Origin of the sequence: Stieleria sedimenti (genome assembly GCF_025060895.1) — a bacterium.
GTDB lineage: Bacteria > Planctomycetota > Planctomycetia > Pirellulales > Pirellulaceae > Stieleria > Stieleria sedimenti.
In genome coordinates, this window is sequence record NZ_JANZKV010000038.1 from 1 (window position 1) to 3,777 (window position 3,777).

At 60.4% G+C, this 3,777-nt stretch carries 3 protein-coding genes; all 3 read right to left on the reverse strand.

Features of this window, described 5'->3' with window-relative positions:
- Positions 1-175 precede the first annotated feature (175 nt).
- Positions 176-1,753 (reverse strand): 2-isopropylmalate synthase, encoded by a 1,578-nt coding sequence (locus NZK35_RS05700; protein ID WP_407699767.1) that lies wholly within the window; start codon positions 1,751-1,753, stop codon positions 176-178.
- Positions 1,754-2,146: 393 nt separating this feature from the next.
- Positions 2,147-2,890: an EscU/YscU/HrcU family type III secretion system export apparatus switch protein gene (locus NZK35_RS05705; protein WP_259631630.1), complete on the reverse strand. Its 744-nt coding sequence runs from the start codon at positions 2,888-2,890 to the stop codon at positions 2,147-2,149.
- Positions 2,890-3,702, reverse strand: coding sequence for a flagellar biosynthetic protein FliR (locus NZK35_RS05710; protein WP_259631631.1), 813 nt, complete (start codon positions 3,700-3,702; stop codon positions 2,890-2,892). Before NZK35_RS05710 ends, NZK35_RS05705 begins: the two co-directional genes overlap by 1 nt.
- Positions 3,703-3,777: the final 75 nt, after the last annotated feature.

The window sequence follows — 3,777 nt, forward strand, 5'->3', positions numbered from 1 at the left end:
TTAGCGGAACGGCGCGAGCCCTCCGGTCGCGCTTCAAAAACACCGTGAACGACCGGAGGGCTCGCGCCCTGCCGCTAACAAATCGTTCACGGGGTAAGGCTCCGCCTCCGGCCGACGCGAGGCAGAGCCTCCAAAACAGTGTGTTCCCAGGCGGAGCCTGGGAACAAGTACTCGTTCACTCGGCGGCGATGCGGTTGATCGCGTTCAGCATGGCCAGGATCGTGCTTTCGACGCTGTCGGTGCTGACGCCGGTGCCGCGATACAGTCGGCCCTTGTGTTCGACTTCCAAGTTGACTTCGCCGATCGCGTCGCGGCCGAGGGTGGCGCTGCGGACGCGATAGTCTTTGCAGACCAGTTGCACGCCGGTGATCTGCTCGACGGCCCAAAACGCGGCATCGATCGGCCCGTCACCCTCGGTGACTTCGGCGGACTTCTCTTGGCTGCCGTCACTGAGCGTCAATTTCACTTTGGGCGATTGCTGTTTCGAACAGGTGACTTCGTAGTCGACCAGGGACCAGGTTTGGCCACCGCTGGTGCTGATCTTTTGTTGCACGAGCGCGATGATGTCGCCGTCGTAGATTTCCTTTTTCTTGTCGGCCAACAATTTGAATTGTTCGAAGACCGAATTGAGTTCCTCGCCGTCGATGTGAAAGCCGAGTGTTTTGGCGCGGTCGGCCAAGGCGGCCCGTCCGCTGTGTTTGCCCAGCACCAGGTCGGTCTTGGCAAACCCGACTTCTTCGGGCGACATGATTTCATACGTGCTGCGTTCTTTCAGCATACCGTCTTGGTGGATCCCCGATTCATGGGCGAACGCGTTGCGTCCCACGATGGCTTTGTTGCGTTGCACGCTGATTCCGGTCACCTTGCTGACCAGGCGGCTGACGGGGACCAATCGCTGGGAATTGATTCGGGTGGTGCAGTCGTAGAAATCGCCCCGCGTCTTCATCGCCATCACGACTTCTTCCAAGGCCGCGTTGCCGGCGCGTTCGCCGATGCCGTTGATGGTGCACTCGATTTGGCCGGCGCCCGCCGCGACGGCCGCCAAGCTGTTGGCGACGGCCATCCCCAAGTCATCGTGGCAGTGGGTGCTGAGCACCGCTTTGTCCATGTTGGGCACGCGGTTGCGGAGCATGTCAAAGATCTTGTAGATCTCCGCGGGCGTGACGTAGCCGACGGTGTCGGGCACGTTGATGGTCGTCGCGCCGGCGTCGATCGCGGCTTCGACCACGCGGCACAGAAAATCGTGTTCGGTGCGGCAAGCGTCTTCGGGCGAAAACTCGATGTCGTCGCACTTGCTGGCGGCCAGTTTGACGCCTTCGACGGCGCGGCGGACGATTTCGTCCGGTGTCATCCGCAACTTGAACTCGCGATGGATCGCGCTGGTTGCCAAGAAGACATGGATGCGAGACTGCTCGGCGTTCTCGACCGCCTCGGCGGCACGCAAGATGTCTTTTTCACTGCAGCGGGCCAAGCCACAAATCGTCGAGCCTTTGATCGTTTCGGCGATCTGTTTGACCGCATCGAAGTCACCCGGCGATGCGATCGGGAAACCGGCTTCGATCACATCCACACCGAGGTCTGCCAACGCGTGGGCGACCTCCAGCTTCTCCGCCAAATTCATGCTCGCCCCGGGGGACTGTTCGCCGTCGCGAAGCGTGGTGTCAAAGATTCGGATCTGACGCTGGGTTTGGGGGGGAGTGTCTGGCACGGCTTCGCGGGTGGCGATCGGAGAGTCGGGGGTGGCGGATTCCATGACGGTGTCCATGAAAGAAGTCGGGATAGTATGGGAAGCGGGTGGCATTTAAAAAACACGGGGATCCCAAAAACCCGGGACAATTGTTTCAGGAACAAAAAAACCCGAGTCCTCGGGGACTCGGGTTTTCGCTGTTTTGTCGTTTGATTCCGCGTGTCAGCGGCATGTCAAGCGAAGCGTGCAAACCTTCATCTCCCGCCCGAATGGCAGTAGTAGGAGGAGTAGAATGGTTAGCAGGCTGATGTTCATGCCATTAAGGTAAATCAGAGGGCCAAGGGGCGTCAAGTCATTTTGATCAACAAAGTGGGGTAAGCTTCCAGCTTGCCGTCTCGTTTCACTTGTCAAACGCAAGCTGGAAGCTTACGCCACGCTTGTCAAACGCAAGCTGGAAGCTTACGCCACGTTCTGGACCGCCTGAGTCCTGGCGGTCGACCCGGCGGCGGCCCGCTGGGCATCGCGCATTTCCTCACGCAGCTCTTGCTCGGTCATCATCAGATCGCGTTCGTGTTGCCAACGGGCCAGGGAATAGTCGACACAGGCCAACGCCAACAGGGTCGCGCCCATCCAGAAACAACACTCGATCAAGGTGTCGAAGATCGTTGTCGCGATCGCGGCGATCGGCATCTGCGTCACGCCGATCAAGGTTGGCAGACTGGATCGCACCACCCCGATCGCGACCGCACTGACGGCGATCAGTTTGAGCAGCGTGATCGCGAATCGCCCCAGCGACCGCGCCGACGTCATCGATTGCAAACGTGCCGCCGGTGAGATCCGATCCAGCGAGGGAGCCAGTTTGGAAGGCGTCATCATCAGCCCGGTTTGCATCAGATTCAACCCGATCCCACAAATCATCATCGCGACGAGCAGTGGCAGCAACAGGCTGCCGACGGCCGCAAACGCCTTGACGATCATCCGTTGCGATTCCCACTGGCTGAGTGAGAGTTCGGCCGGCCGGCTGAGCGTTTCGGTCAGCGAGGCGGTGAGCGATTGGGCCAGCCCCGGACCGAACCACGCCAGTAAACCGGTGGTCGCCAACAACAGGCCGGCGGACACCACATCCCCGCTCCGCGGTGCCCTGCCCTGCTCCTTCGCTTGCTTGCGACGGCGCGGTGTCGGGGGATGGATTTTGTCAGACATTATTCGAGTCCCAATCGCGCGATCGCGTTGGAGAGTTCGGTTTCAAACACCAATCCGGCCGATCCGATCGTCAACGCCATCAGCAGCAGGGCGGCCATCACGTTGATGTTCAATCCGATCGCAAGCACGTTCAATTGCGGAACGGTCCGGCTGACCAACGCCACGACCAGGTTGGTCAGCAAGACACAGGCGACGACCGGCGCGGCCACGCGCAGCCCCGATTCGATCCCGATCGCCAGATGGTCGATCACCAGGGCGGACAGGGTTTGGTCGATCGAGACCGTCATCGGTGGGATTTGATAAAAACTGGTCAGCAAGGCGTCGATCAACAACCGATGGCCGCCCGCGGCGAACAGGATGGCGGTGACCAGCAATCCCAGTAGCCGGGAGAGTTGCGGGACCGATTCACCGCTGGATGGATCGGCCGTTTGAGCCAGTTGCATTCCCGTGGCGTTGGAGATCAGTTCGCCGGCCAGGGCGATGCCCGAGACCAGCAATTGAACGACGCCCCCGATCACCATCCCGAAAATGATCTCTCGGCCGGCGGCAAAAACGATCTCCACCCCGGAAAGCCGAGCGCCGTCGACGGTTACCGCGGCACCGACACCGGGGACCAGAACCAATGTGATCGCGAGCACCAGTAGGATTCGGATTCGCGCCGGCAAGCCGCTGGCCAACGTCGGCAACGCGATGACCAGTCCGCCCAGTCGGGCCGCGACCATCGCAAAGATCATCAGCTGGTGCAGCAGCCATTGACCGGTCACGACGGCCAACGCGTCATCCATTCCTGATGAAAACAATCCCGTGATCAATCGCTTTTCTCCTTGAAGGGATGCAGTAACCGTTGGTGTTTAGCCTTTAGGCGAATCCCGTTCGCTGCGACGCAG

Coding starts and splice junctions, on each gene's coding strand:
- NZK35_RS05705 (WP_259631630.1), bottom strand. CDS start 2,890: ATGTCTGACAAAATCCATCCCCCGACACCGCGCCGTCGCAAGCAAGCG.
- NZK35_RS05700 (WP_407699767.1), bottom strand. CDS start 1,753: ATGGAATCCGCCACCCCCGACTCTCCGATCGCCACCCGCGAAGCCGTG.